Origin of the sequence: Stenotrophomonas mori, from assembly GCF_023556335.1 — a bacterium.
Classification (GTDB): Bacteria; Pseudomonadota; Gammaproteobacteria; order Xanthomonadales; family Xanthomonadaceae; genus Stenotrophomonas; species Stenotrophomonas mori.
This window is the reverse complement of the sequence record NZ_JAIKTS010000001.1, coordinates 72,910-99,754: the sequence shown is the minus strand read 5'-3', so window position 1 is coordinate 99,754 and position 26,845 is coordinate 72,910. Positions and strand designations below refer to the sequence as shown.

The following is a 26,845-nucleotide window of genomic DNA, read 5'->3' as shown; positions in this document are numbered from 1 at the left end:
CCCTGGCACCGGCAGGTGCGGTCCCCATTATCCGCGCTTCGCGGAAACACACCATGCCGACCACAGGCGCCTGCCGCGGCAGGCGCCCGGCGGGCTGGCCCGGGAGGGGCCACAGCGGGGCATGGCCCCGCTCTACAGGGGGAGGCTGCCGTCGGTAGCGCCGGGCAGCGTCCGGCGGGCTTGTCCCGGGAAGGCCGCAGCGGGGCAGGGCCCCGCTCTACAGGGGCTGCCGTCGGTAGCGCCGGGCAGCGCCCGGCGGGCTGGCCCGGGAGGGCAGCAGCGGGGCAGGGCCCCGCTCTACAGGGAGCTGCCGTCGGTAGCGCCGGGCAGCGCCCGGCGGGCTGGCCCGGGAGGGCCGCAGCGGGGCGCGGACAAAAAAGAAGGGCGCCGTTGGCGCCCTTCCCTGGATCCGGTGGGGTGCGGGTCAGGCCGCGACCACGCGGACCATTTCCAGGCACTTGTTGGAGTAGCCCCACTCGTTGTCGTACCAGCTGACCAGCTTGACGAAGGTGGAGTCCAGCGCGATGCCGGCTTCGGCGTCGAACACCGAGGTGTGGGTCTCGCCGCGGAAGTCGGTGGCGACCACCTTGTCCTCGGTGTAGCCCAGCACGCCCTTCAGCGGGCCTTCGCTCTGGGCCTTCACTTCGGCGCAGATCTCGGCGTAGGTCGCCGGCTTGTCCAGTTCGACGGTCAGGTCGACCACCGACACGTCCGAGGTCGGCACGCGGAAGCTCATGCCGGTGAGCTTCTTGTTGAGCTCCGGGATCACCACGCCCACCGCCTTGGCCGCGCCGGTGGAGGACGGGATGATGTTCTCCAGGATGCCGCGGCCGCCGCGCCAGTCCTTGTTGGACGGGCCGTCGACGGTCTTCTGGGTGGCGGTGGCGGCGTGCACGGTGGTCATCAGGCCGCGCTTGATGCCCCACTTGTCGTTGATGACCTTGGCCAGCGGCGCCAGGCAGTTGGTGGTGCACGAGGCGTTGGAGATGATCGCCTGGCCGGCATAGGTCGTGTCGTTGACGCCGAACACGAACATCGGCGTGTCGTCCTTGGACGGCGCCGACATGATCACCTTCTTGGCACCGGCGTCGATGTGCTTCTGCGCGGCCTCCTTGGTGAGGAACAGGCCGGTGGCCTCGATCACCACGTCCACGCCCGCCTCGTCCCACTTCAGGTTGGCCGGGTCGCGCTCCTGGGTCAGGCGCACCTTCTTGCCGTTGACCCGCAGGTGCCCGTCCTCGACGGCGACATCGGCCTTGAAGCGGCCGTGCACGGAGTCGTACTTGAGCATGTAGGCCAGGTAGTCCGGTTCCAGCAGGTCGTTGATGGCCACGACCTCGATGTCGTTGCCGAAGTTCAACACTGCCGAACGCAACACGTTGCGCCCGATGCGACCGAAACCGTTGATGCCGACCTTGATTGCCATGTTCACGAACTCCTGCGGCCGCAGAGCCTTGCGGCGGGGGTGGAAAGGGGCGGGCATTGTAGCAGCCGCGCCCCCGCGGCTGGCCCCCGCGCCGCCCGCGGCCCGGTGAACGCCACATGAGCGCAAACAAGCGTTTGATCCGGATCAAGGCGCCGCCACCGCCGGCTGCGGAAACTGGCCACAACCTCACCAAGCAATGGAACATTCCCATGCGCAAGACTCCCACCCTGCTGCTGTCCGGCCTCGCCGCCGCCCTGGTGCTGGCCGCCTCCCCCGCCATGGCCCAGTCCAAGGGCGACTGGACGCTGGGCGTCGGCGTGCACAACGTCGATCCGAAGTCCAAGGCCGGCGACCTCGACGGCTCGGCCCTGGGCCTGGGCGCGCTGCCGACCAAGGTGGACAGCAGCGTGCGCCCGACCGTGACGTTCGAATACTTCGTCGCCGACAACGTGGGCGTGGAAGTGCTGGCCGCACTGCCGTTCCAGCACGACATCAGCATCGACGGCGTGGGCAAGGTCGGCCGCACCAAGCAGCTGCCGCCGGTGGTCTCGCTGCAGTACCACTTCGCCAACCGCAGCATCGTCACCCCGTTCGTCGGCCTCGGCGTGAACTACACCAAGTTCTTCAGCACCGACAGCAAGGGCGCGCTGGAAGGCACCAAGCTGCGGCTGAGCGACTCGTGGGGCCTGGCCGCGCACGCGGGCCTGGACTTCGCACTGACCGAGAAGGACGCCCTGCGCGTGGACCTGCGCTGGGCCGACATCGACACCAAGGTCAAGGTCAACGGCAACCGCCTGGGTACCGCCAGCATCGACCCGCTGGTGTACGGCGTGGCCTACGTCCGCACGTTCTGATCCAGCCCGGGCTTCCCGCCCTGCGGGGAGCCCCCGTTTCCCGGGCCTGCCCCGGTCCCGCCGCGAGCCAAGCGCGGCAGGGCCACGGGCGGGCCCGCCAGCGTCGGCACACGGATGCCACCTCGCCGCCGCTAGAATGCCGGCGATGACTACCGTTCCCCGTCTTGCCGCACGCCTCTCCGGCGTCGCCCTCGCCGCCCTGCTCCTGCTTCCCGCGCCCGTCTTCGCCTGGGGCGCCCAGGGCCACCGTCTGGTCGCCCGCATCGCCGAGACCCGCCTGGACCCGGCCGCCAGGGCCGAGACCGGGCGCCTGCTCGCGCTGGAGCCCGGCGCCACCCTGGCCGGCATCGCGCCGTGGGCCGACCAGCTGCGCGCCGAGGACCCGGACCTGGGCAAGCGCTCGGCCGGCTGGCATTACGTCAACATCGGCGAGGACGGCTGCGCCTACGACGCCTCCAGGCACTGCCGCAACGGCAACTGCGTGGTCGAGGCCCTGAAGGCCCAGAGCGCGCGCCTGGCCGACCGCGGCCTTCCCGATGCCGAGCGCCTGCAGGCGCTCAAGTTCGTCGTGCACCTGGTCGGCGACATGCACCAGCCGATGCACGCCGGCTACGCGCACGACAAGGGCGGCAACACCTTCCAGCTGCAGTTCGAGGATCGCGGCACCAACCTGCACTCGCTGTGGGACAGCGGCATGTTCTACGCCCTGCGGCTGGACGACGAGCGCTACCTGCAGCGCCTGCTGGCCCTGCCCGCTCCCGGTGGCATCGCGCCCCCGCAGCTGCAGCGCGACGCCGCACGCTGGACCGAGCAGAGTTGCCGCATCGCCATCGGCGACGGCCTCTACCCTGCCCGCCGCACCGTCGGCGACGCCTATGCCGCCACCTGGCGTCCGGTCGCCGAAGCGCAGCTGCGGCTGGCCGGCGAACGGCTCGCGGCACTGTTGAACGAATTGCTGGCTACCCCGTAGGACCAGCGCTGCCCCAGTGCCACCGGCATCGCCCGGCGAGGGAGCCGACCCGACCCCGGCGGACGATGCCCCGGCTCCGCACTGGCACGGCCCCCCACGCGGGCGCAAGGCGATGGACGGCCTGCCTGTCCGCCTGCCTGGCCCTGCGCGGTCGCGAGGGCGAACGCAGACGGCCACGTCGCCGCCATCACGTCGACGTGGCGCGCACGGCCCCGGCCCGTGCCAGCACGTCCCGACGCTGTGCGCCTGCGCCCTGTCCTCGAGGGCGGCCGGATGCATGACGCGTGGCCGGTGCCCGGACCCGCCGAGGGCGCCCAGGTCGAACAAGCGATGGCACAGGAGCGCGGAGGTCCCTGGCAGCACCGCTGCACTCAGCCAGGCGCATCCTCACGTCCCCGGCACCAGGCCGACGCCACATGCCAGCGAGGGCCGGCAGCATCGTCCCGGCCCTCGTTCTGGAGCAGGGCTCACGTCCAGGCACGCCATTGGCCGCAGCTGCAAACGGCCCTCGACAAGCCCCTGCCCCCGGAATTCACCGCATCGGTGCTGTAATGCCGCATTCCCGCAACAACGTATCCGCCATGCCCCACCACCTGACCGATCCCGATGCCGCGGTGGACTGGCTGCTCGCCCAGGTCGAAGGGCCGCTGCGCATCGCCGCGCCGCTGGCGCTGGGCAAGCCCCACCGCCTGCTCAATGCCCTGTATGCCCGTATCGAGGGCGATCCCTCGCGCCCGCTGCAGCTGTACACCGCGCTTTCGCTCGATCCGCCGCAGGCCCGCGGCGGCAGCCTGGAAGCGCGCTTCCTGCGGCCGTTCGTCGAGCGCCATTTCGGCGCGGACTTCCCGCGCCTGGCCTATGCGCGGGCCATCGCGCGCGATGCCCTGCCGGCGCACGTGCAGGTGGAAGAGTTCTACATGCAGTCCGGCGCGCTGCTGGGCTCGGCGCAGGCGCAGCGCGCCTATACCAGCCTCAACTACACCCATGCCGCCGACGCGGTGGCGCAGCGTGCGCCCAACGTCATCGTGCAGAAGGTGGCCCGCCGCGAGGGCAGCCGCCGGCTGTCGCTGTCGTGCAACAACGACCTCACCCAGGACACGCTCGATGCCATCGCCGCGCGCGGGCTGCCGCGCCCGCGGCTGATCGCCGAGGTCGATCCGGAGCTGCCGTGGCTGGGCGGCACCGCGACGGTGGCCGAGGACGTCTTCGACGTGGTGGTCGACCCGCCCGGCCCGCATCCGAAGCTGTTCGGCCTGCCGCGGCAGCCGGTGAGCGATGCCGACTACGCCATCGGCCTGTATGCCAGCGTCCTGGTGCGCGATGGCGGCACCCTGCAGATCGGCATCGGCACGCTGGCCGATGCGCTCAGCCACGCGCTGGTGCTGCGCCACACCGACAACGCCCGCTACCGCCAGGTGCTGCGCGCGCTCGACCCGACCCTGGAGGACCACCCGCTGGTGCGCGAGAGCGGTGGGCTGGCACCGTTCGGGACCGGGCTGTACGGCTGCAGCGAGATGCTCAACGAAGGCTTCCGCACGCTGGTGCAGCACGGTGTGATCCGCCGCAAGGTGCACGACGACCTGGCGCTGATGCAGCGCCTGGCCAACGGCAGCGCCTATACCGCCGACCACGCCCGGCTCGCCGAGGAGGGCGAATACCTGCATGGCGCGTTCTATCTCGGCTCGCCGGCGTTCTACGACTGGCTGCGGCACCTGCCCGAGGACGAATGCCGCGCCATCGGCATGCGCCGCATCAGCGAGATCAACCAGCTCCATGGCGACCACCACGCCCTGCAGCGGCTGCAGCGGCGCGAGGCGCGCTTCTTCAATTCCTGCATGATGGCCACCGCGCTCGGCGCGGCCGTGTCCGACGCCCTGGACGACGGCCGCGTGGTCTCCGGCGTCGGCGGCCAGTACAACTTCGTGGCGATGGCGCATGCGTTGCCCGACGCGCGCAGCATGCTGATGTTCCGCGCGGTGCGCGACACCGATGCCGGCCCGCGCTCCAACATCCACTGGAGCTATGGCCACACGACCATTCCGCGCCACCTGCGCGACGTCTTCATCGACGAGTACGGCATCGCCGACCTGCGCGGCCTGACCGACGAAGACTGCGTGATCGCCATGGCCGGCATCACCGACGCCGCCTTCCGGCCGGCGCTGCTGGAGCAGGCGCAGGCCGCGAAGAAGCTGGCCCACGGCTTCACCGCGCCGGAGCACTGGCAGCGCAACCGCGCCGATGTCCTGGCCACGGCGCTGGCGCCGTTCCGCCGCGACGGCACCCTGCCCGACTATCCGCTGGGCAGCGACTTCACCCCGGTCGAGCAGGACCTGCTGCGGGCCCTGTCCTGGCTGAAGGTCCATGCCCGCGGCCGCGTTGGCACGCTGCGCACCGTGCTGGCCGCACTGGTGCAACCGGCGGGCGACAACGATGCCCTGTACCTGCAACGCATGGGACTGGGCCACCCCACGACCCTCGGCGAACGGCTCGACGCCAGGCTGCTGCGCCTGGCGCTGGCGAAAACCGCATGCCCCCCAGCCGACCCGCCCTAGGACGCGGGCCAGGAAAACCCGCCCTTTGCCGCCCGCACCCGGTATTCGCCGGCCACCTCGTCCAGGCACCGGTCGCCCGTGTCGATCGTGTGGCCGGCCAGGGACGCCGGCAACGCGGCGAACCGCGCCTGCATGCGCCGCACCAGATGGACATCGGCCGAGGGCTGCGAGGTACGCGCTGCGGCACGCGCCAGCAGCGTGTCCAGCGGCGCCTGCAGCAACACGTAGTCGAACCCGCCCAGCCACGGCCCGATCAGCGGCAGCGACCATGGGCCGATCACCCCGTCCAGGTACACCGCATAGCCGGCGGCGGCGTACTCCCGCGCGGCCGCCGCGCAGGCGCGCAGCGCCGCTTCGTTTTGCCGCCGCGACTGCGGCAGGGAAGGGTCGATGCGGTGGGCCGGGAAGCGGAAAAACACATCGGCCTGGACGTGCACGCCGCGCGGGTCCTCGCCGGCAAGCGCATGCGCGAGCGACGTCTTGCCCGAGGCCGGCGCGCCCGCGATCACCACCACCGCCCTGCGCCCTTCCGTCTCGTCCATCGCCCTGCAGCCCGTACGTTCAATCGCCGCGCCGGGCCCTGCGGCGCCCGCGCAGCAGCAGCCAGGGCCAGAAACCGATCATCGCAAGCCCGAACAGGGTCACCGCAACGGCACGGACCACGCCGACGGCCGGATTGCTCCATGCCGTCGCGATCGACAACGCGCCGAACAGCAGCGCCGGCCCACCGAGGAACACCAGCGCGAAGCTCCGCAGCCCACCGCCCGCATGCGGCTCCTGCAGCTTGCCGACGATGTCGGCCGTCGCGAAGTGGATCTGCAGCGGGTCGGTCGTGGAGCGCGCGGGCTCGATCACCGTCGCCACCGTGCTCTGCACCGGCTGGTTGAGATCGATCCCGGCCGGCGGCGGCTGGACCAGTTCGTCGATGTTGGTACGCGCCACCAGATCCTTGAGCTTCGAGTCCATGTCCCTTCCCTCCGACGACACTGGCCCGCCACTGTAAGCGGACGTCCGCGCCGATCAAGGGCCTCCCGCCCCCGTGGCGGAGCGGCCCTGGTCCCGCGCTCAACCGGCCGTGTCCGCCGCGTCGTGCTGCAGGATGTTCAACAACGTCCCGAACGGATCGCGCACGAAGAACCTGCGCACGCCCCAGGGCTCGTGGACCGGCCCGTACGTGATGACGACACCGGCCCGACGGACGCGTTCGAGCGCCTCGTCCAGGTCGTCGACCTCCACCGAAAGGTCCGGCTGCGGGGGGCCCGTCTCCCCTTCAAGAGCGACGCCGAGCTGCACGCGCATGCGCGCATCCGCGGCGTAGGTACGGAACCAGCCATGGTCCATGGCCCGTTCCAGGCCGAGGATCCCGTGGTAGAACGCATCCGCGGCCTCCAGGTCGTCCGTGCGGATGTTGGCGACGATACGGTTCACTTTCATCGTGTTCTCCTCTCCGGCCACATGCCGCCATGCTAGCGGGTCCACCGCGGGCTGCCGAAGCCCCGGCCGCCTTGCGGCGCGATGGCGCCCGCCCGGCCCGCTCCTGCCAGCGTCATCGCACCAGGGTGTGGAACAGCGCTTGCCCGGGAATGCCCCAGCGGGGCATGGCCCCGCTCTACCGGCATGGTGGGGCCGATGCATCCGTAGCGCCGGGCCGGGCCCGGCGGGGCTTGTCCGGGAATGCCCCAGCGGGGCACGGCCCCGCTCTACCGGCATGGTGGGGCCGATGCATCCGTAGCGCCGGGCCGGGCCCGGCGGGGCTCGACCGGGAATGCCCCAGCGGGGCACGGCCCCGCTCTACCGGCATGGCGGGGCCGGTAAATCCGTAGCGCCGGGCCCCGCCCGGCGGGCCCCGCCCGGGAATGCACCAGCGGGGCGCGGCCCCGCTCTACCGGCATGGCGGAGCCGGTAAATCCGTAGCGCCGGGCCCCGCCCGGCGGGGCTCGACCGGGAATGCCCCAGCGGGGCGCGGCCCCGCTCTACCGGCATGGCGGAGCCGGTAAATCCGTAGCGCCGGGCCCCGCCCGGCGGGGCTTACCCGGGAATGCCCCAGCGGGGCGTGGCCCCGCTCTACCGGCATGGCGGGACCGACACATCCGTAGCGCCGGGCCATGCCCGGCGAGGCTTGCCCGGTAATGCCCCAGCGGGGCGTGGCCCCGCTCTACGGGCTGGCAGGCGGTTGCCGGCAAAGAAAAGGCCGGGAAATCCCCGGCCTTCTCCGATCACGACGCGGTGCGCCGCATCACTTGGCCAACTGCGCCCTGGCCGCGGCGACCACGGCGTCGGTGGTGATGCCGAAGTGCGCGTACAGCTTGTCGGCCGGGGCCGAGGCGCCGAAGCTGTCCAGGCCGACCATCGCGCCGTCCAGGCCCACGTACTGGCGCCAGAAGCCGGTCACGCCGGCCTCCACCGCCACGCGGGCGCGCACCGCGTTGGGCAGCACCGATTCACGGTAGGCCGCGTCCTGGCGGTCGAACACGTTGGTGGACGGCATCGACACCACGCGCACCTTGATGCCCGCTGTTTCCAGCTCGGCCTTGGCGGCCATGGCCAGGCCGACTTCCGAACCGGTGCCGATCAGGATCACGTCCGGGGTGCCGGCGGCGTCGGCCAGCACGTAGCCGCCACGCTCGATCTGCGCGACCTGCTCGGCAGTACGCGCCTGCGGGGCCAGGTTCTGGCGGCTGAAGACCAGGCAGCTCGGGCCTTCCCTGCGGACGATGGCCGCCTTCCAGCTGGCCGCGGACTCGGCCGCGTCGCACGGACGCCAGACATCGTTGTTGGGGATGTAGCGCAGCGAGGACAGGTGCTCGACCGGCTGGTGGGTCGGGCCGTCCTCGCCCAGGCCGATGGAGTCGTGGGTGTAGACGTGGATCACCTGCGCCGGGATCAGCGCGCTCATGCGCAGCGCATTGCGGGCGTAGTCGCTGAACACCAGGAAGGTGGCGTCGAACGGCAGGAAGCCGCCATGCAGGGCCAGGCCGTTGGCGATCGCGCTCATGCCGAACTCGCGCACGCCGTAGTGCACGTAGTTGGCCTGGGGGTCTTCGCCGACCACGGTCTGCGCGCCCTTCCACAGGGTCAGGTTGGAACCGGCCAGGTCGGCCGAGCCGCCGATGATCTCCGGCAGCAGCGGCGCGAAGGCCTGGATCGCGTTCTGCGAGGCCTTGCGCGAGGCGATGTTCGGCGCCTCGGCCTGCACCTGCGCGATGTAGGCGTCGGCCTTGGCCAGGAAGTCGTCCGGCAGTTCGCCGTGCGAACGCCGGGTCAGCTCTTCGGCCTCGGCCGGGAACTGCGCGGCGTACTTGTCGAACAGCTGCTCCCACTCGGCCTGGCGCAGGGTGCCGGTGCCGCCGGCACGCCAACCCGCGTAGATGTCCTCCGGGATCTCGAACGGGCCATACGGCCAGTCCAGCGCCTTGCGGGTGGCCTCCAGCTCGTCCTTGCCCAGCGGCGCGCCGTGGCTGGATTCCTGGCCGGCCTTGTTCGGCGAGCCGAACCCGATGGTGGTCCTGCAGCAGATCAGGGTCGGCCTGTCGGACTGCGACAGCGCCGCGTCGATGCCGGCCTTGATGCTCTCCGGGTCATGGCCGTCGACGCCGCGCACCACGTTCCAGCCGTAGGCTTCGAAGCGCGCCGGGGTGTCGTCGGTGAACCAGCCGTCCACTTCGCCGTCGATGGAGATGTTGTTGTCGTCCCAGAAGCACACCAGCTTGCCCAGGCCCCAGGTGCCGGCCAGCGAGGCGGCTTCGTGCGAGACGCCTTCCATCAGGCAGCCGTCGCCGAGGAACACCCAGGTGCGGTGGTCGACAACCTCGAATTCCGGACGGTTGTAGCGCTGCGCCAGCAGCTTCTCGGCCAGCGCGAAGCCCACCGCGTTCGCCAGCCCCTGGCCGAGCGGGCCGGTGGTGGTCTCCACGCCCGGGGTCTCATGGCGCTCGGGATGGCCGGCGGTCTTGCTGCCCAGCTGGCGGAACGCCTTGAGCTGCGCGATCGGCAGGTCGTAGCCGCTCAGGTGCAGCAGCGCGTACTGCAGCATCGAGCCATGGCCGTTGGAGAGCACGAAGCGGTCGCGGTTGAACCAACCCGGGTTGTTCGGGTTGTGCCGGAGGTAATCGTTCCAGAGCACTTCGGCGATATCGGCCATGCCCATCGGCATGCCGGGGTGGCCGGAGTTGGCGGCTTGCACCGCATCGGCGGCGAGGAAACGGATGGCGTTCGCCAACTGGCGGCGGGAGGGCTGCGTCATGGTTCGTCGGAATTCGGGAGGCTCCCGCGGAAATGCGGGCGGCCCATTGTCCCACAGAGGGCGCGGCAGGTCAGGCCATGGCCGGCGCCGCCCGCGCCCGCATGCCCCCAGGAACGGGGCGGCCGCCCTTGGGGCGGCCGCCGTATCGGACAAGCACCGGTGGACTATTCTTTTCCACCCGTTGCCTGCATGTCCGGCACGTCTTCGTCGGTCACGCCACTGCGCCGGGAGACCACCACGGCCATGGCCAGGTCTCCAGAGACGTTGAGTGAGGTACGGCACATGTCCAGGAAGGTATTGACGCCGAGGATGATGCCGATGCCTTCCGGGCGGATGCCGATGATGCCGCAGATCATCGCGATCACCGGCAGCGAACCGGAAGGAATGCTCGCGGTGCCGATACCGCCGAGGATGCACAGCAGCAGCACCATCAGCTGCTGCGCCAGACCCAGTTCAAGACCGTAGACCTGGGCCAGGAACAACACCGTGATGCCCTCAAACAATGCCGAACCATGGTGGTTGGCCGAGGCGCCGACCGTCAGCACGAAACGCGAGACCTTGCGCGGCAGTTTCAGGTTCTCCTCGGCCACCCGCAGGGTCACCGGCAGGGTCGCGCTGGAGGAGGCGGTGGCGAAGGCCGTCAGTGTGGCTTCCTGGGTACCGCGGAAGAACGTGCGCACCGGCATGTCGCCCATCAGCCGAACCCACAGCGGCAACACGATGAAGCCGTGGATGGCCAGCGCCAGCAGCACGGTGACCACAAACCACAGCAGGCTCTGGATGACGTCCCAGCCCAGCTGCGCGGTCAGGTTGAACATGAAGGCGCACACCGCGTACGGTGCCAGCTTGATGAACATGCCGATCAGGTGCATGCACACCTCGAACAGGCCCTGTACCGCGCCCTTGAATGCGTTGGTACCCTGGCTCGGCTTCATCACCAGGCCGATGCCGACCATCAGCGCGAAGAACACGATGCCCAGCTTCTTGCCATCGTCACCCATCGCGTTGACGATGTTGGACGGCACGATGTTCACCAGAAGGTCCATCAATCGCAGCTCATTGCCCTTGCTGACGATCTCGCCGGTCTTGGCGCTGCCGATGGCCCGCTCGACCATGTCTGGATCCATGTGCGCGCCCGGCTGCAGCAGGTTCACGCAGACCAGGCCGATCAGCACGGCCAATGCCGTGACCACCGCCGTATAGTTCAGCGTCTTCCAGCCCAATTTGCCCAGCGAAGCCACATCGCCGAGCTCGGCCACCCCCAGCACCAGCGCCGAAAAGATCAGCGGCACCACCAGCATGAACAGAAGGTTGAGGAAGATCTGGCCAAAGGGCTGGGTGACGTAACCGATCACCGCCTGCACCCATGCAGCATCGCCTGCGACGGCGTGTGCGATCAGGCCCAGAGCCGTGCCCAGCACGAAACCGATCAACACTTTGATTTGCAAGGGCATGGGAGATTTCCGTACTGCTGGGACTTGAGCCTGGGGCATGCGTCGGCACTCGTTCGGGGGAAGGAGAATCGCGCAGCTTAACAAAAGCTGGACGCCGGCCACCCGTGCCCAAATGCACGGGTCAGCGGGGCGGATAGAGGGGCGGCAGCGGCGCGGCGGCGGCCTTCGATTCGACCCGCCAGGCGGGGCCCGCGCCGAACGCCGACCGCAGCGCGGCGCGTGCCTGCGGCGCGGCGCCACCGGCCCAGCGGGCACGCCGCAGGGCCTCGAGCGCGGCCTGCTGGCGCGTGTCGCCGAGTCCCGCGGCCAGCGCGTCCAGGTCCCTGGCGGGTGGCCGCGCCATGCCGCGCAGGGCCTGCTCGATATCGTCCAGGTCGCCCAGGTCCAGCGCACGCCGCAGGTCGGCGAGGGTGTGGGTGGCGCCAGGCGCGGCCGGCACACGTGTCCGCGGCGCGGTCCGCGCGTCCGGCGACGGGTGCCGGCGCAGCAGCGCCCACAGCAGGGTCGCCAGCCACAGCATCGCGAAACCGGCCGCCAGCATCGGCCATGACCGCGACGCCGCCCTGGCCGCCACCGCAGCCGGTGGCCGGTCGTCGGTGGCCAGCGGCGCCCGGGCCGCCGGCACCGGCGCCGCGGCCGTCCCGGGCATGCCTGCCGGCGCCGCCGCCACGTCCAGGACGAGGTCGGGCAGGCGCGCGGTGCGCGCCGTCGCCGAGCGCACGTCCCACCACGCGAGGTGCGGCCCGGGAAGGGTCAGCGCCCCTGCCTGCCGCGGCACCAGCGCATAGCGGCGCGTGACCGTCAGCCGCGGTCCGTCCACGCCGAAGGTCTCGTCGTAGCGCGCCGGCTCGGCCAGCACCTGCGCTGCCGGCCCCGCCGCGGGCAGCGGCAGCTCCGGGAACTGCGCCCGGGTGGCACCGGCCGCGCTCGCCTCCACCTCCAGGGTCACCGCCTCGCCCACGCGCGCGTGCCGGACCGTGCCGGTATAGCGCAGCCGCAGGTCGGTCAATGGCAGCCACGGCTGCGGCGCGGCAGCGGGCATCGCCCGCACCTGCAGCACCTGGGCCGGCGCATGCGCCTCCAGGGCGCGCCCGCCGGTGCCGAACATGCCGTCGAAGAAGCCGCCGACGCCGCGGCCGTTGAAACCGGCCCCCTCCAGGCGCAACGGACCGCTGCGCTCGGGGATCAGCACGAAGCGCCGCTCCAGCACGTGGTAGCTGCGGCCGCCGATGTCGCGCACCGAACGGCGCTCCTCGCCCACCCGCTGCAGCGAGGCCGACGCCGGCGGCGCCAGCGTCAGCTCGCCGGAGACCAGCTGGAGCGCGAAGTACAGCCGCACCGTGACCGCCACGCGCTGCTGTACATACGGCTGCAGGTCGTCCACCTCGGTTTCCACGAACACCGGGGCCTCGCCGCGGCGGACCGCCGCCGGCACCGGTACCCCCCGTGTCCCCGCCTGCAGGCGTGGCGCGAGGAGCGCAGCGAACAGGGCGGCACCGGAGACGCCGTTCCCTGCGACCTGCCCCGACCGTCCCCGGCCGCCGGCCATCCGCACGGAATCGGCCTGCGGCGCCACCTGCGCCGACACCGCGGACAGCCGGCCGTCCGCACCGCCTGGCGCACCCTCCAGCCAGGCGCGCGCCGACACCGGCGCCGCCGCGACCATCCAGACGAACAGCACCCCTGTCAGCACCCGGCATCGCCCGCTCATGGTTGCTCCCGCCTGCGCCGTTGGTATTCGAGCTGGAACTTCGCCTTCAACAGATCGCCCGGAGCATCCGGCACCCGCTGCATCCAGCCATCCAGCGCCTGCTGCCGCTCGCGCTGCCCGGCCTCCGGCGGCGACGGCGCGTCAGCGGCGCCGCCCGTGGCCTCGCCGGGCTGCCGCCGCATCGCCTCGGCCATGCGCGCGCGCTGGGCGAGGTCGGCCTGCTGCTGCGCCGGCGCATCCGCTGCCGCGGGGACCTCCTGGCGGGCCTCCGCTGCCGCCTGCCCGTCGCGCGGCGTGGGTGCCGGCTCCTGCCCGCGCGGCGGCGGCCGCCCGCCCTGTGCCTGGCGCGGCGGCGCCGTGGCCTGTCCCGGATCCCGGGGCTGTCCAGCCGCCGCCCCCGGATCCTGCCGGCCGGCGCCGCTCTGCCCGTCCCCGTCCTGCGGCGGTGGCCGGCGCTGGCGCGCCGCCTCGACCGCGGCACGGTTGGCCGTGGCATCGGCCATGCCCGGCTGCCGTCCCAATGCCTGGTCGTAGGCATCGATCGCCGCGTCGTAATGTCCCTGGCGGGCCAGGGCATTGCCCAGGTTGTACCAGCCCTGCGCGGTGTCGATGCCTTCGAAGCGGCGCTGTGCGCCTGCATAGTCGCCCTGCCGGTAGGCCGCCACGCCCGCGGTCAGGCGCTGGTGATCGCGCTGCTCGGGCCGCCACCACCATCCCCCGGCCTCGGCCGCCTGTACCGGCAGCGGCCAGGCCAGCGGCAGGCACAGCCCCAGCAGTGCCAGCAACGGCACGAAGCGGCGTGGGCGGAAGGCCAGCAGCGCAAGCAGCATCAACGGCGGCAGCAGCCAATAGCCTTCGTCCTGCCAGCCCCGGGCATGACCGCCGGGCGCCTGCTGGCGAGCGGCCGCCGGCCGCAGCACGCCCAGCGAGCGCAGGTCGTCCTCGTCGCCCGCCGACAGCCGCGCGTAGCCACCGCCGCCGGCGGCCGCCAGCGCCTGCAGTGACGCCGCGTCCAGCCGCGCCTCGGCGACGCCGCCGTCGCGGTCGCGGTAGGCCGCGCCCTGGGCGGTTCCCAGCCCCAGCGCCGACACCCGGTGGCCGGCCTCGCGCAACCGTGCGGCCTGCTCGATGGCGGCGGGATCGGCATGGTCGCCGAGCAGCAGCACGTCGCCGTTTCCGGCACCGGACTGGCGCAGCAGCGCACCGGCCCACTGCAGTGCCTTGTCGGTGCGCTGCCCGTCGAGCGGCATGATCTCCGGCTCCAGGGCGTCGAGGAACAGCGCGACGTTGGCGGCATCGTCGGTGAGCGGCGCCACCGTGAACGGCTCGCCGGCATAGGCCACCAGACCGACCTCCCCTCCCTGCCGCAGGTGCAGCAGCGCCGCCAGCTTGGCGCGCGCCTGCAGCAGCCGGCTCGGCGCCAGGTCCGGCGCCAGGCTGGCGCTGGACAGGTCCAGCACCAGCACCAGCGGCGCCCGGCTCACGGCCAGCGGTTGTTCGAGCTGGCGCCAGCTCGGCCCGGCCAGGGCCAGTACCGCCAGCAGCAGGCCGACCACCGCCGCCAGCGCCGGCCAGATGCCGGCCCGGCCCGCGCCCACCTGCAGTACCGCAAGCAGGTGCGGGTCGATCGCCCGACGCCAGTCGCGGCGCTGGCGCGCGCGCGCGCCGAGCGCTGCCGCCGGCAACACCAACAGTGCCCACAGCCAGTACGGACGCATGAAGTGGAGGCTGTCCCAGAATGCGGTCATCGACGCCCTCCCGGCCAGGCCATCGCCAGCAGGGCCAGCAGCAATGCCGCGGCCAGGGGCCAGGCATAGCGCTCCAGGCGCGGGCGCACCACCGGGCCGGCACCGTGCACCGGCTCGAGACGGTCCAGCTCTCCGTAGATGCCGGCGAGCTCGTCGGTGTCGCGGGCGCGGAAGAAGCGGCCACCGGTCCGCCCGGCGATGCGCGCCAGGGTCGCTTCGTCGATCTGTTCGCCGCCCCCGCCGACCTGCAGGCCGAACAGCGAGAACCCGCCCTCGCCGCCGAAGGCGATGGCGTGCACCCGCACGCCGTCGGCCACCGCCAGCTCGGCGGCCTTCAGCGGCTCGAGCGCGCCGGCATTGCTCACACCGTCGGTCAACAGGACCAGCACACGCTGCCCTTCCGGCTGCGCCCGCAACCGCTTCACCGCCAGGGCGATGGCGTCGCCCAGTGCGGTCTCGCGCCCGGCCAGGCCGACCACACTGTCGCGCAACTGCGCGCGCACGCTCTCGTGGTCGTGGGTCAGCGGCGTCAACGCGTAGGCCTGCTGGCCGAACACCACCAGGCCGATGCGGTCGCCGTCACGGCGGTCGAGGAAATCGGCGAGCACCGCCTTGGCGGCGGTGAGACGGTCCACGACCCGCCCGCCGAGCCGCATGTCCGCCTCGCTCATGCTGCCGGACAGGTCCACCGCCAGCATCATCTGCCGTGCATCACGCAGCGGCGGCAGCGCATCGCCCAGGTGCTGCGGACGCGCCGCGGACGCGCACAGGCAGGCCCACGCCAGCCACGGCAGCAACAGGCGCGGCGACACCCGCAACCGCCCCGCGCGCGCAGGCTGCACGCGCTCCGCGGGCCACGGCACCCGCAGTGCCGGGCCACCGGCCGCGCGCTGCGGCCACAGCCGCATCAGCAGCGGCAACGGCAGCGCCAGCCACGCCCAGGGCCAGGCAAACGCGGGCAGCGCTTCCAGCCATGCCGACCATCCGCCGCTCATCGCGGCCGCTCCATGAGCCCGACGAACCGACGCCGCGCCAACCGGCAGGCACGCTCGGCCGCAGCGGCATCGACATCCCGGTCGCGGCGGAAGCCGCCGTCCAGCAGCAGCCGCCCGTCGGCGGCACTGAACCCTGTTCCCTTGCCGCCATCGAGGAAGGCCAGCCAGTCCTCGCCCCGCAACAGCGCCGCCTGCGGCCGACGGTGCCGCGCAGCGCGGCGCAGCAGCTGCGATGCCGCTTCCAGGCGTGCGGCCGGACCGGATGCCGCGGCCACGCCGCGGTCGAACAGCGCGGCCCAGCGCCGGCGGCGACGCAGCCGCCGCACCCGCAGCACCGCGACCAGCCCGGCCGCGACCAGCAGGACCGCCGCCACCAGCCACCAGCCCGGCGCGGGCGGCCACCAGGCCGGCGCCGCGGGCAGGTGCACGTCGCGCAGTGCCAGGGTGCTCATCGCCGCCCACCGGACTGCGGCCGCAGCCAGGCGTCGCTGGCGGCGTCGCTGGCCAATACCTGGACCTGGACCCGATGAGCGGGCAAGGCCGCACACAGTGCCTGGACCGGCGCTGCGAATGCCTGCTCCCAGGCCGCGCGCGCCGCGCCCGCGGCGAGGTCCAGCTGCAGCCGCCCCTGCGCCGTCTGCAGCGGCAGCCGGCACGCGGGCGGCTGCATTTCCAGCGGATCGACCAGCAGCAGCACCCGGACATCGGCATGCCGCGCCAACGCCGACCAGCGTGCCGGCGCGACCGCCAGGGCACTTGCCGGATCGGCCAGCACCAGCACCTGGGCGCCCGGATGCAGCAACCGTGCGGCCCGCTCCAGTGCCTGCGGCAGGCCATCGTCCTGCGGAGGCGGCGCACGGTACCAGCGCACCAGTGCATCCAGCGTCCGCAGCGCGCCGCGGATGCCGCCCGCCGGCGCCACCACGGCGGCGTCGCGGGCGCCGCACAGCGCCGCCACGCGGTCGCCCGCGCGCAGCGCCGCCCACACCGCCACCGCCCCGGCACGGGCGGCCTGCACCGACTTGAACCGGATGCGGGTCCCGAAGTACAGCGCCGGCGCGCGGTCCGCCACCAGCAGGGTCAAGCGTTCGCGTTCGGCGTGGAAGGTCTTGGTATGGGGGGTACGGGTGCGCGCGCTCAGTTTCCAGTCGATGTGCCGGGCGTCGTCACCGGGCACGTAGGCACGCGATTCGGCGTACTCCATGCCGCGGCCGCGCGCCGATGCCGCCGCGCGCGCGACCGTCCCCATCCGGCCGCGCCGCGGATCGGCGGTGCGCGCCGCGCTGCGCCGCAGGGCGATCAGCTCGTCCAGCGTGGGAACGATGCCCGCGTCCGGGTCCGCCCCGTGCGCGCCCGCGCCTGCCTGCCGCGTCCCGGACGGACTCATGCCGGCCTCAGGGCAGCGGCACGCAGTCGAGCAGCGCCGCGGCCAGGCGAGCCCCGTCCCAGCCCTCGGCCGCCGCCTCGTAGCCGGGCAGCAGCCGGTGCCCCAGGACATCCACCGCGACCGCATGCACATCGTCCGGCGTCACGTAGTCGCGTCCGGCCAGCCAGGCCCGCGCCCGCGCGCAGCGGTCCAGTGCGATCGATCCGCGCGGACTGGCACCCCAGGCGATGCGCCGCGCCAGCGCGGCGTCGTAGGCCGAGGCATCGCGCGAGGCCATCACCAGCTCGACCAGGTAGCGCTCCAGGGAGGGCGCCATGTGCAGCGCCAGCACCGCGCGTTGCGCCTGCTGGACCTGCTGCAGCGACAGGCGGCCGTGCACCGGCCCTCCCGGGGGGGCCGGCTGCAGCGCGCGCGCGCGCGCCAGCCGCAGGATCTCGGTCTCCGCGCCGACGTCCGGATAGCCGATGCGCACCTGCATGAGGAACCGGTCCAGCTGCGCCTCGGGCAGCGGGAAGGTGCCTTCCTGTTCGATCGGATTCTGCGTGGCCATGACCAAGAACACCGGCGGCAGCGGGTAGGTCCGCCCCCCCACGGTCACCTGCCGTTCGCCCATGGCTTCCAGCAGCGCCGACTGCACCTTGGCCGGTGCGCGGTTGATCTCGTCGGCCAGCAGGATCGGATGGAACACCGGACCAGGCTGGAATTCGAAGCGCGCATCCTGCGGCCGCCAGATATCGGTGCCGGTCAGGTCGGCCGGCAGCAGGTCCGGGGTGAACTGGATGCGTGCGAACCCGGCCTCGATGCGCGAGGCCAGCGCCCGGATCGCGGTGGTCTTGGCCAGGCCGGGAGCGCCCTCGACCAGCAGGTGGCCGTCGGCCAGCAATGCCACCAGTAGGCGTTCGACCAGCCGCGACTGGCCAACGATCTCGGTGCCCAGCGCATCGCGCAGGGCGGCGAAGGCCGCATGCAGGCTGTCGCCAGCGGCAGTCGGCTCGGAAGGGGGCATGGGCAGGCTCATGGCCGCAGTTTGACCGATCCACGGTGAAAGAGTTCAGCCCGCCCCACAACGGCAAAGGCCGCCCGGAGGCGGCCCCTGCCCGTTCGCGCCCCGCGAGGGCCCGCTCAGTCCGGCTTGGCCACGCGCAGGATCTTCGGCGTCACGAACACCAGCAGCTCGGCCTTGTCCTTGTTGCGGCCGCGCTTCTTGAACAGGTTGCCCAGGAACGGCACGTCGCCCAGGAACGGCACCTTGGTCACGCTGCTGCGGTCGGTGAATTCGTACACGCCACCGATCACCACCGTCTGGCCGTCGTCGACCAGCACCGCGGTGTTGATCTCGCGGCGGTTGATGATCGGCACGGTGCCGTAGTCGGTGACTTCCATGTACCGGTCGACCTCGTCCTTCTTCACGTTCATGTTCAAAAACACGCGGTTGTCCTGGGTGATGGTCGGGGTGACCTTCAGCTCCAGCAGCACTTCCTTGAACTGCACGTTGGCGGTCGGCGCGCCGCCGGCGCCACCGCCGCCGGAGATGGTCACGTAGCCGATCTCCTTGCCCTGCTTGATCACGCCCTCGCGCTGGTTGGCGGTGACGATGCGCGGGTTAGACATCACCTCGCCGCGGCCCTCCTCCTGCATCGCCGACAGCTCCACGTCGAGCGAGAAGCCGCCGCGCAGCAGGGTGTAGGCGATCGAGCCGGCCGGACTCTCGATCGGCAGGTTCACGTTGAGTCCGCGGTCGGTGATGGTGTTGGTGACACTGTCCTTGGCACCGGTGGTGCCCAGGGTGCCACCCCAGGTGTCGCCGCGCCCGGTGCCCTTGTTCACGTTGTTGACGTTGACGCCGAACTTGGCGCCGAGCTCGCGCGCGAAGGTGTCGGTGGCGATGACGATGCGGCCTTCGATCAGCACCTGGTCGACCGGGCGGTCGATCACCTCGATCAGCTCGCGCATCTGCGCGATCTTCTTCGGGATGTCGCTGACCATCAGGGTGTTGGTGCGCTCGTCGGCCACGATCATGCCGCGGCCGGAGAGGAAACCGTTCTCGCGCTGGCCATTGCTGCCACTGCCGCCACCGCTGCTGCCGCCGATGCCCTTGGCCTCGGTGAGCGCCTTGAAGATGGTTTCGGCGCTGTGGTAGTTGATCTGGATGTAGTCGGTGACCAGGTTCTCGCGCTCTTCGATCGCGATGCGCGCGTCTTCCTTCTCCTGCTCGAACTTGGCCAGCTCCGGCTGCGGCGCGACCCAGATCACACCGCCGTCGCGGCGCTTGTCCAGGCCCTTCGCGCGCAGCACGATGTCCAGCGCCTGGTCCCACGGCACGTTCACCAGGCGCAGCGTCACATTGCCCTGCACGGTGTCCGACGCCACCAGGTTGAGCCCGGACTCCTCGGCCACCAGCTGCAGCACGGTGCGCACCGGCACGTCCTGGAAGTTGAACGTCACCGGCTTGCCGCTGTACCCGCGCGCCGCCACCGTGGCGGCGGCCTGGGCCACGGTCCGCGCGGTCACCGCGCCGGTCGCCGCCTGCGGCTGCCGCGGCGAGATCTCCACCACGTACTCGCTGCCGGACTGGTAGGCCAGCGATTCGAACGCGCCCTGGGTGCTGAGCACCAGCTGCGCGCCGCCGCCGGACGGGCGGGCATCGATGCGCTGCACCGGGGTCGCGAAATCGACCACGTTCAACGGGCGCTGCAGTGCCGGCGGCAACACCGCGTTGCCGATGTCCACCACCACGCTGTCGCCCTGGTTGCGCAGGTCCGGGCTGGCGCCCTGGCCGTCGAACTGCAGGACCAGGCGGCCACTGCCGTCGTCGCCACGCTTGAAGTCGACCTTGGTCACGGCCACCGCGGCCTGGGCGGTCGCGGCGGCGGGCAGGTCATCGGCGGCGAACGCCACCAGCGGAGAGCCGCAGGCCAGGGCCAGCGCGACACCCAGCGCGCGGGCATGGACCATCGCTTGGCGCCGGACGGGACGCAGGCTCAGGGCTTTGGAAAAAGTCATCGTGCTATCCCCAATCATCATTCATCGATCGTCAAGCGCCAGCGAGGCCGGACGTTCCAGCCAGCCGCCAGCGCCGTCGGGCACCAGTTCAATCAGCTCCACGCCATCCTCGCGCACAGCGGTGATGCGGCCGTCGCTCTGCCCCAGGTAGACGCCGGGACGCACGCGGTAGGTCACCTTGTCCGGCCCCATCACCAGCGCGACCATGCCCGCGCCGGTGCCGATGGTCCCCACCATGTCCAGGCTGTCGAGCGGAAACGCTTCCAGTGGTTCCTTGCGACGGTCCGGGTCCGGACGCAGGCCGGCACCGCCCTCCTGGTTGATCCAGGCGTCGCTGAACGGATCGCGCATGCCCTGGACCGCGTACTCGAAGGTCTCGAACTGCTGCATCACCGGCAGCGGATCCAGCGGTGTCGCCGGACGCGCACGCACGTCGGCCACCCACTTGCGCAGGTTGGGCGCATCGCCCGGCGTGCTGCTGATGCCCCGCGAGCAGGCGCCCAGCGCCAGCACCAGCGCCGCCGCGCACATCGCCCGGTGGATGTGAAGGCCTCCCCTCATCGCCGTGCCCCCTTCTTGCGCGCCGCTTCTTCGGCGGCGGCCTTCTGCTCCTGTTCCTCCAGCTCGCTGTCGTCCAGGTAGCGGTAGGTCTTGACCGTTCCGGACAGTTCCAGCGCGCCGCCCCGGGCGGAGATGCCGGATTTGAGGTCCTTCGGCTTCAGGTTGATGTCGTGCATGGTCAGGATCACCACGCGCGGCAGCGACGCCACGCCGCTGACGAACGCGCCGAACTGGTGGTAGCTGCCCACCAGCCGCAAGGCGATCGGCTTCTCGGCGTAGAACTCCTTCAGCTGCTCGTCGCCCGGCTTGAACAATTCGTTGTTCAGGCCGCTGGACAGCGCGGTCTGCGACACGTCGATGATCAGGTCCGGCATCTCGGTCTTGCTGGGCAGCTGCCGCAGCATCTGCTGCAGCACCTGCTCCATCTGCGCCAGCTGCTGCTTCAACGGCTCCAGGTTGGCCGCGCGCCGCTGTTCCTTCTCGAAGGTCTGGCGCAGGGTAGCTTCCTTCGCCTCCAGGCTGGTCAGCTCCTCGGCCTTGCCGCGGATCACCAGCAGGTAGGACAGGCCGATCATCAACAGCGCCAGCAGCACGCAGAACGCGAGCTTGGGCGCCTTCGGCCAGTTGCCGATGTTGTTGAGGTCCAGGTTGCTGAAACTGCTCTTGTTCCTGCTCATGGGCGGGCCTCCTGGGCAGCGGCCGGGGCCGCCGGCGCGGCCGCGTCGGCGGCGTCCGGATGCGCGGCGGCGGGCGCGGCGGCCTCGGGAGACGCCCCCGGCGCCGGTTCGGCGTCCGCCGCCAGACCCGGCTGTTCCTGGCCCGGCGTCGGCAGCTTCACCCGCAGGATGAAGACATAGGGCAGCGACTTGATGTCCACGAAGCCGGACGCGCCATCCTGGGCCTTGGCCTCGATGATCGACAGCTCCGGGTTGCTCATCCAGCCCGAGCTCTCGAGGTTGCGCATATAGGCGCTCACCCGGGCATTGGACTGCGTGCGTCCCTCCAGGGTGAGGATCTCGCCTTCCTGCTTGAGCGAGGTCAGCACCACGCCATCGGGAATCGTGCGCACCAGCGCGTCGAACAGGTGCACCATCTGCGAGCGCTTGCCCTGCAGTTCCTCGATCACCTGCTTGCGGGCGAGCAGCCGCTCCTTCTGGCGGTCCAGGCGTTCGATCTCCTGGTTCTGCTCCTTGACCTTGGCGATCTCCGCGTCGAGGAAGCGGTTGCGTTCGTTCTGGCCGCCGACCTGCCCGTCGTAATAGAAGTAGAGCAGCAGGGACAGCACCACGCCGGCCGCCGCGGCCAGCCCGAGCATCGTGTAGAACTCGCGCTGGCGCTGCTTGCGGCGCTCCGCGCGCCACGGCAATAGATTGATGCGCGCCATCAGTCGAACCCCCGCAGGGCCAGGCCGGTAGCGATCATCAGCGCGGGGGCGTCCTGGGCCAGCGCCTGTGCCTGCACCTTCGGGCCCAGGGTCATCTGCGCCAGCGGATTGGCCACCGACGTGCTCACCCCCAGCTGCTCGGCGACCATCGCCGGCAGGCCCGGCAGCGACGCGCAGCCGCCGGCGAGCACGATGTGGTCGACGCGGTTGAACTCGCTGCCCGCATAGAAGAACTGCAGCAGGCGCCCGATCTGCTGCACGGTCGCCTCCTTGAACGGCTCCAGCACCTCGGCTTCGTAGCTCTCCGGAAGCCCGCCCTGGCGCTTGGCCAGCCCGGCTTCCTCGTAGCTCAGCCCGTAACGGCGCATCACCTCGTCGGTCAGCTGCTTGCCGCCGAACACCTGCTCGCGGCTGTACAGGCTGCGCCCGCCGCGCAGCACGTTGAGCGTGGTCATGGTCGCGCCGATGTCCACCAGCGCCACGACGCCGTCGGCCGCGACCGGCAGCTCGCTGCCGACCAGCCCGAATGCGTTCTCGATCGCGAACGCTTCCACGTCCATGACCCTGGCGACCAGCCCGCCGAGCTCCAGCGCCGACTGCCGCAGCTCGACGTTCTCCGAACGCGAGGCCGCCAGCAGCACCTGGACCATTTCCGGGTTGTTGGGCACCGGCCCGATGACCTCGAAGTCCAGGCTCACTTCGTCGATCGGGTACGGGATGTAGTTCACCGCCTCCAGTTCGACCTGGGCCTCCATGTCGTCCTCGTCCAGCTCGGACGGCATCGGGATCACCTTGGTGATGACCGCCGAACCGGCCACCGCCGCAGCGGCGTGCTTGGCCTTGCTGCCCGAGCGCGCAACCGCGCGACGGACCGCCTCGGCGACCGCCTCGACTTCGACGATGTTCTTCTCCACCACCGCACTGGGCGGAAGTGGCTCCACGGCATAGTGTTCCACACGGAAACGATTGCCACTGCGGGCCAGCTGCAACAGCTTGACCGCAGTCGAACTGATGTCAACGCCGATGAGCGGCGGTTGACTTTTTGGGATAAGCCCCACGGTTTCTCCCCTGCCGACGGGCACTTGGACGCGATACCTGCGCCCGCGCATTAATAATGAATTTTCTCCGGTTGGCAATCGCCCGACGCGCAGGCCGAGAAACTCGTCACGCCGCAACAGCCATTCGCCAACCCCATTTCCCCAAGGCGGCCCCGGCCGCTTCCACGCGTACTCTATACTCTGCGCCTACCAAATCCGCAATCGGAATCCTGCTTGATGCCCCGTTTCCGTCGCTGGCTGCGCTGGCTGCTGGCCTTGTTCTCCGCCTTGGCGCTGGCCGGCGCGATTGCCGCCGGCGCGCTCTATTATGTCATCTCTTCGAAGCTGCCGGACGTGCAGACGCTGCGCGGCGTCGAACTGCAGGAACCGATGTACGTCCATGCCGCCGACGGCAAGCTCATGGCCGTGTTCGGCGAGACCCGCCGCTACCCGGTCCAGATCGAGGACGTGCCCGAGCGCCTGAAGCAGGCCTTCCTGGCCACCGAGGACGCCCGCTTCTACGAGCACGGCGGCGTCGACTACAAGGGCATCGCCCGCGCGTTCTGGCTGCTGGCCACGACCGACGCCAAGCGCGTACCCGGCGGTTCCACCATCACCCAGCAGGTGGCGCGGCAGTTCTTCCTCAGCTCCGAGTACAGCTATACCCGCAAGCTGGCCGAGATCCTGCTCGCGCGCAAGATCGAGCGCGAGTTGAGCAAGGACGAGATCTTCGAGCTGTACCTGAACAAGAGCTTCTTCGGCAACCGCGCCTACGGCATCGGCGCGGCGGCCGAGTACTACTACGGCAAGAAGCTCGACGCGCTGGACCTGGACGAGATGGCCTCGCTGGCCGGCATCCCCAAGTTCCCCTCCAGCGGCAACCCGATCAGCAACCCCGAGCGCGCGCGCCAGCGCCGCGACAACTACGTGCTGCAGCGCATGGCCGAGCTCGGTTTCGTCAGCCAGGCCGAGGCCGATGCCGCCAAGGCGGTGCCGATGCACGCCAGCCCGCACGAACCGCCGATCGAGGTCAACGCGCCCTACGTGGCCGAGATGGTGCGCCAGGAAATGATCGCGCGGCATGGCGGCGACGTGCTCAACAAGGGCTACCGCGTCACCACCACCATCGACAGCCGGATGCAGGAGGCCGCCAACACCGCGATACGCGACGGCCTGCTGCTGTACGACCACCGCCGCGGCTGGCGCGGCGCCGAGCAGCACTTCGAGCTCGCCGCCGATGCCGACGCCACGGTGCTGGCCCGCCATGCCGCCGGCGTGTCGGCGCAGTCCGGGCTGCTGCCGGCGGTGGTGTCGGCCCTGCACGCCGATGGCGGCATCGACGTGGTGCTGGCCGACCGCACCGAGCTGGTGCTGCCGGCGGCGTCCAGCCGCTGGACCAACCGCCCGCCGGCGAAGCTGGTCAAGCGCGGCGACCTGATCCGCGTGCGCCGTGGCGCCAAGGACGATGAGTGGCTGATCGAACAGCTGCCCGCCGGGCAGGCGGCGCTGGTGTCCCTGGATGCCGACAGCGGCGCCCTGCGCGCCCTGGTCGGCGGCTTCAGCTTCGCCGGCAACAAGTTCAACCGCGCCACCCAGGCGCGGCGCCAGCCCGGTTCGAGCTTCAAGCCGTTCCTGTACGCCGCCGCGTTCGACAAGGGCTTCAACCCGGCCTCCATCGTGCTCGACGCACCGGTGGTGTTCCGCGACCGCCGCGGCAAGACCTGGGAACCGAAGAACGATGGCGGCGGTTTCCGCGGCCCGATGCGCCTGCGCGAAGCCCTGGTGCAGTCGCGCAACCTGGTGTCGGTGCGCCTGCTGGACAGCATCGGCGTGGATTTCGCGCGCAAGTACATCAGCCAGTTCGGGTTCCAGGAAGCCGAGCTGCCGCCAAACCTGTCGATGTCGCTGGGCACCGCCTCGCTGACGCCGCTGTCGGTCGCACGCGGCTATGCCGTGTTCCTCAACGGCGGCTCACGGGTGGAGACCTGGATGATCGACGAGGTCGTGGACCGCGACGGCACCGTGGTGTTCAAGGAAAACCCGGCTCTGGCCTGCCGCGGCTGCGGCGGGGGCGGAACGGCCGCCACGCCTGCCAGCCAGGTGGTGGACGGCTTCAACTTCGGCGCCGAGGCGGCCCCGGCGCCGCCCCCCGCCCGCCCCGAGGCCCCGCCGGCCACCGCCCCCGGGGACGACGCCCCCGCGGCCGGGACGGCCGAGGGCGGCGCCGACCCCGAGGCCCGCACGGCACCGCGCGCGATCGACGAGCGCACCGCCTACCAGTTGGTATCGATGATGCGCGACGTGGTCCAGCGCGGCACCGGCGGCGCCGCACGGGCGCTGGGGCGTGCGGACGTGGGCGGCAAGACCGGTTCCACCAACGACCACCGCGACGCCTGGTTCTCCGGCTTCGGCAGCACCCTGGCGACCACGGTCTGGGTCGGCCGCGACGACTTCCGCTCGCTGGGCTACCGCGAATACGGTGGCCGCGCGGCGCTGCCGATCTGGATCGACTACATGCGGACGGCCCTGAAGGACGCGCCGATCGCCACCAACGAGCCGCCGGCCGGCATGGTGGAGGCGACCCTCAACGGGGCCACCGAGTGGATCAAGGTCGAGGACCTGGACCGGATGCAGGAGTTCGATTTCGATCCGCAGGACGCACAGTCCGACGACGCCGCCTTCGATATCTTCTGACCGCCAGCGGGAGGGTGCCTGCACGCCCTCCCGCGCCGGCACGCATCCCGCCGCCGTGGAGAGCGCCATGTCCCGCCCCCGCCCGAGCCTTCACCGCGAACGCGTGCTGATCGCCCAGGAGGCGGCGCGCCTGGTGCGCGAGAGCGGCATCGACGATCTCGACCAGGCCCTGCGCAGGGCCGCCGCCCGCCTGGGCGTGCGCGACGACGCGCGCTGGCCGCGCGTGGCCCAGGTGGAGGACATCCTGCGCGAACAGCAGCGGCTGTTCGACTCGGCATCGCAACCGGCCGCCCTGCACCGCCACCGCGACGCCGCACTGCAGGCCATGCAGTTCCTGGCCGATTTCGAGCCGCGCCTGACCGGCGCCGTGCTGGCCGGCACCGCCGATGCCGGCACTGCGGTCGTCCTGCACCTGCACTGCGATGACAGCGCGGCGGTGCAGCGCCTGCTGGACGAGCATGGCATTCCCGCCGTCGCCCGCACCTGGCACCTGCAGCTGGCCGGCCAGACCGCGCGCGCGCCTTTTCCCGGGTGGAGCTTCATCGCCGACGAGGTCCCGTTCGAGCTGGTGGTGCTGCCCGAAGCCGCACTGCGGCAACCGCCGGTCGCACGCGAGGACGGCAAGCCGCTGCCGCGCGCGACGCTTGCGCAGATGCGTCGGCGCCTGGCCGGCCCCGGGGAATAGGCGCCCCCCGTCCGGGCTCCCGCCGCACGCCTGGCGGCCCACACTGCACATCGCGCGCCCTTGGCGCCGAGGCCCCCTCCGGCCCGCCAACGACGGCGGCGACCGGGCGCGCATGAAAAAACCCCGCCGGAGCGGGGTTCT

At 71.5% G+C, this 26,845-nt stretch carries 22 protein-coding genes; 5 read left to right on the top strand and 17 right to left on the bottom strand.

Going from position 1 to position 26,845, the window contains the following annotated elements:
- Window positions 1-424: 424 nt before the first annotated feature.
- A complete protein-coding gene (gap, locus tag K5L01_RS00470) occupies window positions 425-1,426 on the bottom strand; it encodes a type I glyceraldehyde-3-phosphate dehydrogenase (RefSeq protein ID WP_250060928.1) in 1,002 nt (333 codons plus the stop codon).
- 209 nt (window positions 1,427-1,635) lie between these two features.
- Here gap and K5L01_RS00465 point away from each other — a divergent pair, with 209 nt between their 5' ends.
- The 3 genes from K5L01_RS00465 to K5L01_RS00455 all read left to right on the top strand — a co-directional run bounded on the left by K5L01_RS00465 (window position 1,636) and on the right by K5L01_RS00455 (window position 5,802).
- A complete protein-coding gene (locus K5L01_RS00465; protein ID WP_250060926.1) occupies window positions 1,636-2,280 on the top strand; it encodes an OmpW/AlkL family protein in 645 nt (214 codons plus the stop codon).
- A gap of 145 nt (window positions 2,281-2,425) precedes the next feature.
- Complete coding sequence (locus K5L01_RS00460) at window positions 2,426-3,250, top strand: S1/P1 nuclease (RefSeq protein ID WP_250060924.1); 825 nt, start codon at window positions 2,426-2,428, stop codon at window positions 3,248-3,250.
- A 581-nt stretch (window positions 3,251-3,831) separates the two neighbouring features.
- Window positions 3,832-5,802: an acetyl-CoA hydrolase/transferase C-terminal domain-containing protein gene (locus K5L01_RS00455; protein WP_250060923.1), complete on the top strand. Its 1,971-nt coding sequence runs from the start codon at window positions 3,832-3,834 to the stop codon at window positions 5,800-5,802.
- On the opposite strand, the gene K5L01_RS00450 is transcribed toward K5L01_RS00455, so the two are convergent.
- From K5L01_RS00450 to K5L01_RS00375, 16 genes are all read right to left on the bottom strand, one after another.
- A complete protein-coding gene (locus K5L01_RS00450; RefSeq protein WP_250060920.1) occupies window positions 5,799-6,344 on the bottom strand; it encodes an AAA family ATPase in 546 nt (181 codons plus the stop codon). The genes K5L01_RS00455 and K5L01_RS00450 overlap by 4 nt on opposite strands.
- 19 nt (window positions 6,345-6,363) lie before the next feature.
- Window positions 6,364-6,768 carry a hypothetical protein gene (locus tag K5L01_RS00445; RefSeq protein ID WP_250060918.1) on the bottom strand — a complete coding sequence of 135 codons (405 nt, stop codon included), beginning with the start codon at window positions 6,766-6,768 and terminating at the stop codon, window positions 6,364-6,366.
- A gap of 99 nt (window positions 6,769-6,867) precedes the next feature.
- The gene (locus K5L01_RS00440) at window positions 6,868-7,236 is read right to left on the bottom strand and encodes a VOC family protein (protein ID WP_250060916.1); all 369 of its coding nucleotides are present in this window, start codon (window positions 7,234-7,236) and stop codon (window positions 6,868-6,870) included.
- A gap of 802 nt (window positions 7,237-8,038) precedes the next feature.
- Entirely contained in the window at window positions 8,039-10,045 is a 2,007-nt protein-coding gene (tkt, locus tag K5L01_RS00435) for a transketolase (protein ID WP_250060915.1), read from the bottom strand.
- Window positions 10,046-10,209: 164 nt separating this feature from the next.
- Window positions 10,210-11,499 carry a dicarboxylate/amino acid:cation symporter gene (locus K5L01_RS00430; RefSeq protein ID WP_250060914.1) on the bottom strand — a complete coding sequence of 430 codons (1,290 nt, stop codon included), beginning with the start codon at window positions 11,497-11,499 and terminating at the stop codon, window positions 10,210-10,212.
- 121 nt (window positions 11,500-11,620) lie between these two features.
- Window positions 11,621-13,210 carry a protein BatD gene (locus K5L01_RS00425; RefSeq protein WP_250060913.1) on the bottom strand — a complete coding sequence of 530 codons (1,590 nt, stop codon included), beginning with the start codon at window positions 13,208-13,210 and terminating at the stop codon, window positions 11,621-11,623.
- On the bottom strand, window positions 13,207-14,958 hold the full coding sequence (locus tag K5L01_RS00420) for a VWA domain-containing protein (protein ID WP_250060912.1): 1,752 nt from the start codon (window positions 14,956-14,958) through the stop codon (window positions 13,207-13,209). The genes K5L01_RS00425 and K5L01_RS00420 overlap by 4 nt, the downstream gene beginning before the upstream one ends.
- Window positions 14,955-15,953, bottom strand: a complete 999-nt coding sequence (locus K5L01_RS00415; protein ID WP_250060911.1) for a vWA domain-containing protein — start codon at window positions 15,951-15,953, stop codon at window positions 14,955-14,957. Before K5L01_RS00415 ends, K5L01_RS00420 begins: the two co-directional genes overlap by 4 nt.
- Window positions 15,950-16,405, bottom strand: coding sequence for a DUF4381 family protein (locus K5L01_RS00410; RefSeq protein ID WP_250060910.1), 456 nt, complete (start codon window positions 16,403-16,405; stop codon window positions 15,950-15,952). Before K5L01_RS00410 ends, K5L01_RS00415 begins: the two co-directional genes overlap by 4 nt.
- Window positions 16,402-17,340 (bottom strand): DUF58 domain-containing protein, encoded by a 939-nt coding sequence (locus tag K5L01_RS00405; protein WP_250060909.1) that lies wholly within the window; start codon window positions 17,338-17,340, stop codon window positions 16,402-16,404. Before K5L01_RS00405 ends, K5L01_RS00410 begins: the two co-directional genes overlap by 4 nt.
- A 7-nt stretch (window positions 17,341-17,347) precedes the next feature.
- Window positions 17,348-18,358, bottom strand: a complete 1,011-nt coding sequence (locus K5L01_RS00400; RefSeq protein ID WP_250060908.1) for an AAA family ATPase — start codon at window positions 18,356-18,358, stop codon at window positions 17,348-17,350.
- A 104-nt stretch (window positions 18,359-18,462) separates the two neighbouring features.
- A complete protein-coding gene (locus K5L01_RS00395; RefSeq protein ID WP_250060906.1) occupies window positions 18,463-20,343 on the bottom strand; it encodes a type IV pilus secretin PilQ in 1,881 nt (626 codons plus the stop codon).
- A gap of 21 nt (window positions 20,344-20,364) precedes the next feature.
- Entirely contained in the window at window positions 20,365-20,874 is a 510-nt protein-coding gene (locus K5L01_RS00390) for a pilus assembly protein PilP (protein WP_250063386.1), read from the bottom strand.
- A 26-nt stretch (window positions 20,875-20,900) separates the two neighbouring features.
- Window positions 20,901-21,581, bottom strand: coding sequence for a type IV pilus inner membrane component PilO (locus K5L01_RS00385; protein WP_250060904.1), 681 nt, complete (start codon window positions 21,579-21,581; stop codon window positions 20,901-20,903).
- On the bottom strand, window positions 21,578-22,288 hold the full coding sequence (locus K5L01_RS00380; RefSeq protein ID WP_250060902.1) for a PilN domain-containing protein: 711 nt from the start codon (window positions 22,286-22,288) through the stop codon (window positions 21,578-21,580). Before K5L01_RS00380 ends, K5L01_RS00385 begins: the two co-directional genes overlap by 4 nt.
- Window positions 22,288-23,346 (bottom strand): pilus assembly protein PilM, encoded by a 1,059-nt coding sequence (locus K5L01_RS00375; protein WP_345779161.1) that lies wholly within the window; start codon window positions 23,344-23,346, stop codon window positions 22,288-22,290. The genes K5L01_RS00380 and K5L01_RS00375 overlap by 1 nt, the downstream gene beginning before the upstream one ends.
- A 216-nt stretch (window positions 23,347-23,562) precedes the next feature.
- On the opposite strand from K5L01_RS00375, the gene K5L01_RS00370 reads away from it, so the two are divergent.
- Together K5L01_RS00370 and K5L01_RS00365 are read left to right on the top strand one after the other, a co-directional pair.
- Complete coding sequence (locus tag K5L01_RS00370; RefSeq protein WP_250060898.1) at window positions 23,563-26,019, top strand: penicillin-binding protein 1A; 2,457 nt, start codon at window positions 23,563-23,565, stop codon at window positions 26,017-26,019.
- A gap of 67 nt (window positions 26,020-26,086) precedes the next feature.
- Window positions 26,087-26,704 (top strand): hypothetical protein, encoded by a 618-nt coding sequence (locus K5L01_RS00365; protein ID WP_250060895.1) that lies wholly within the window; start codon window positions 26,087-26,089, stop codon window positions 26,702-26,704.
- The last annotated feature ends 141 nt before the right edge of the window (window positions 26,705-26,845 follow it).

What these genes read in the sequence shown, in the direction of transcription:
- gap (WP_250060928.1), bottom strand. Translation starts at nt 1,426, where the DNA reads ATGGCAATCAAGGTCGGCATCAACGGTTTCGGTCGCATCGGGCGCAAC.
- K5L01_RS00465 (WP_250060926.1), top strand. Translation starts at nt 1,636, where the DNA reads ATGCGCAAGACTCCCACCCTGCTGCTGTCCGGCCTCGCCGCCGCCCTG.
- K5L01_RS00460 (WP_250060924.1), top strand. Translation starts at nt 2,426, where the DNA reads ATGACTACCGTTCCCCGTCTTGCCGCACGCCTCTCCGGCGTCGCCCTC.
- K5L01_RS00455 (WP_250060923.1), top strand. Translation starts at nt 3,832, where the DNA reads ATGCCCCACCACCTGACCGATCCCGATGCCGCGGTGGACTGGCTGCTC.
- K5L01_RS00450 (WP_250060920.1), bottom strand. Translation starts at nt 6,344, where the DNA reads ATGGACGAGACGGAAGGGCGCAGGGCGGTGGTGGTGATCGCGGGCGCG.
- K5L01_RS00445 (WP_250060918.1), bottom strand. Translation starts at nt 6,768, where the DNA reads ATGGACTCGAAGCTCAAGGATCTGGTGGCGCGTACCAACATCGACGAA.
- K5L01_RS00440 (WP_250060916.1), bottom strand. Translation starts at nt 7,236, where the DNA reads ATGAAAGTGAACCGTATCGTCGCCAACATCCGCACGGACGACCTGGAG.
- tkt (WP_250060915.1), bottom strand. Translation starts at nt 10,045, where the DNA reads ATGACGCAGCCCTCCCGCCGCCAGTTGGCGAACGCCATCCGTTTCCTC.
- K5L01_RS00430 (WP_250060914.1), bottom strand. Translation starts at nt 11,499, where the DNA reads ATGCCCTTGCAAATCAAAGTGTTGATCGGTTTCGTGCTGGGCACGGCT.
- K5L01_RS00425 (WP_250060913.1), bottom strand. Translation starts at nt 13,210, where the DNA reads ATGAGCGGGCGATGCCGGGTGCTGACAGGGGTGCTGTTCGTCTGGATG.
- K5L01_RS00420 (WP_250060912.1), bottom strand. Translation starts at nt 14,958, where the DNA reads ATGACCGCATTCTGGGACAGCCTCCACTTCATGCGTCCGTACTGGCTG.
- K5L01_RS00415 (WP_250060911.1), bottom strand. Translation starts at nt 15,953, where the DNA reads ATGAGCGGCGGATGGTCGGCATGGCTGGAAGCGCTGCCCGCGTTTGCC.
- K5L01_RS00410 (WP_250060910.1), bottom strand. Translation starts at nt 16,405, where the DNA reads ATGAGCACCCTGGCACTGCGCGACGTGCACCTGCCCGCGGCGCCGGCC.
- K5L01_RS00405 (WP_250060909.1), bottom strand. Translation starts at nt 17,340, where the DNA reads ATGAGTCCGTCCGGGACGCGGCAGGCAGGCGCGGGCGCGCACGGGGCG.
- K5L01_RS00400 (WP_250060908.1), bottom strand. Translation starts at nt 18,358, where the DNA reads ATGAGCCTGCCCATGCCCCCTTCCGAGCCGACTGCCGCTGGCGACAGC.
- K5L01_RS00395 (WP_250060906.1), bottom strand. Translation starts at nt 20,343, where the DNA reads ATGACTTTTTCCAAAGCCCTGAGCCTGCGTCCCGTCCGGCGCCAAGCG.
- K5L01_RS00390 (WP_250063386.1), bottom strand. Translation starts at nt 20,874, where the DNA reads ATGTGCGCGGCGGCGCTGGTGCTGGCGCTGGGCGCCTGCTCGCGGGGC.
- K5L01_RS00385 (WP_250060904.1), bottom strand. Translation starts at nt 21,581, where the DNA reads ATGAGCAGGAACAAGAGCAGTTTCAGCAACCTGGACCTCAACAACATC.
- K5L01_RS00380 (WP_250060902.1), bottom strand. Translation starts at nt 22,288, where the DNA reads ATGGCGCGCATCAATCTATTGCCGTGGCGCGCGGAGCGCCGCAAGCAG.
- K5L01_RS00370 (WP_250060898.1), top strand. Translation starts at nt 23,563, where the DNA reads ATGCCCCGTTTCCGTCGCTGGCTGCGCTGGCTGCTGGCCTTGTTCTCC.
- K5L01_RS00365 (WP_250060895.1), top strand. Translation starts at nt 26,087, where the DNA reads ATGTCCCGCCCCCGCCCGAGCCTTCACCGCGAACGCGTGCTGATCGCC.